At 60.4% G+C, this 1,273-nt stretch carries 1 protein-coding gene; it reads left to right on the forward strand.

What is annotated here, in order from left to right; genetic code table 11:
• The first annotated feature begins 60 nt into the window (after positions 1–60).
• Positions 61–1,241, forward strand: a protein-coding gene (locus LSI54_RS12875; protein WP_446740436.1) for an IS3 family transposase whose coding sequence is annotated in 2 segments (ribosomal slippage) — positions 61–321 and positions 324–1,241 — 1,179 coding nt in all. Because the reading frame shifts where the segments join, the coding sequence is not laid out codon by codon here.
• The last annotated feature ends 32 nt before the right edge of the window (positions 1,242–1,273 follow it).

A 1,273-nucleotide genomic window follows, 5' to 3' on the forward strand; every position in this document is an offset into this window, starting at 1 on the left:
GGGGTCTGCTGACGGTTCCGTTGACTTCTTGACTGCTATGAAAGCAGAGAGGATAGTCCCATGCCGAAGATCTACTCCGAAGAGTTCAAGGCATCCGCGTTGGAGCTGCTCGATTCCGGGATGACCCAGAAGCAGGTCTGCGAAGACCTGGGCATCTCGAAGTCAGCCCTGCAGATGTGGGTGAGCAAGGATCGAGCACATCACCACGGTGTCGAGCCTGCTGAAGATGCTGCTGGCCGAGCGGACCAGTCGAAGATGCTCAAACGTATCCGTGAACTCGAACAAGAAAACGAGATCCTGCGTCGAGCTGCGGCTTACCTGTCGCAGGCGAATCTCAAGATTGGGCAGGCCCGCCCAAAATGATGTTCCCGCTGGTCCGTGACCTTGCCGTCGCCGGTGTCCCGGTGGCGGTGGCCTGTCGAGTGTTGGGCTTCTCGAAGCAGGCGTTCTATCAGTGGGCGGCGAACCCGGTCTCGGCTCGTGACTGGCAGGAGGCGGAACTGCTCAACGCCGCCTATAACATCCATGCTGATGATCCTGAGTTCGGGCACCGGTTCATCGCTGATGAGCTCTGCGCAGCCGGGCATCGGGTGTCTGAGCGCCGGGTCTGGCGGCTGTGTTCTCAGCAGCGGATCTTCTCGGCCACGATCCGCAGAGCCCGAAGGATGAACAAGAAGCCAGGCCCTCCGGTCTGTGATGACCGGGTCCAACGCGACTTCAGCGCGACTGCTCCGAATCAGCTGTGGCTTACCGATATCACGGAGCATCGCACCGCTGAAGGCAAGATCTATGCCTGTGCGGTCAAGGACGTGTTCTCGAATCGGATCGTGGGCTACTCGATCGGGCCCAGGATGAAGTCACACCTGGCAGTGGCTGCTCTGAACGACGCGGTCGCTCGCCGCGGAGCTCGCGCAGTGGCCGGATGCACCGTTCATAGCGACCGAGGGTCTCAATTTCGTTCCAGGAGATATCAGCGGGCGATCAAGGCCTATGGGCTGCTTGGATCGATGGGCAGGGTCGGTGCGGCGGGCGATAACGCCGCGATGGAGAGCTTCTTCTCGACCCTGCAGAAGAACGTGCTCAACAAGCGCCGCTGGTCCTCCAGGGATGAGCTCCGCAGGGAGATCGTCTACTGGATCGAGCGGACTTATCACCGGCGTCGTCGACAGCGGCGTCTGGGTAAGCTGACCCCGGTTGAATACGAGACCGTTTACAAAACGACCGTCGCTCTGGCGACGTAAACCCCGAGGTCAACTAAACCGTCAGCAGACCC

Source organism: Nesterenkonia sp. AY15 (assembly GCF_022565855.1).
Lineage (GTDB): Bacteria > Actinomycetota > Actinomycetes > Actinomycetales > Micrococcaceae > Nesterenkonia.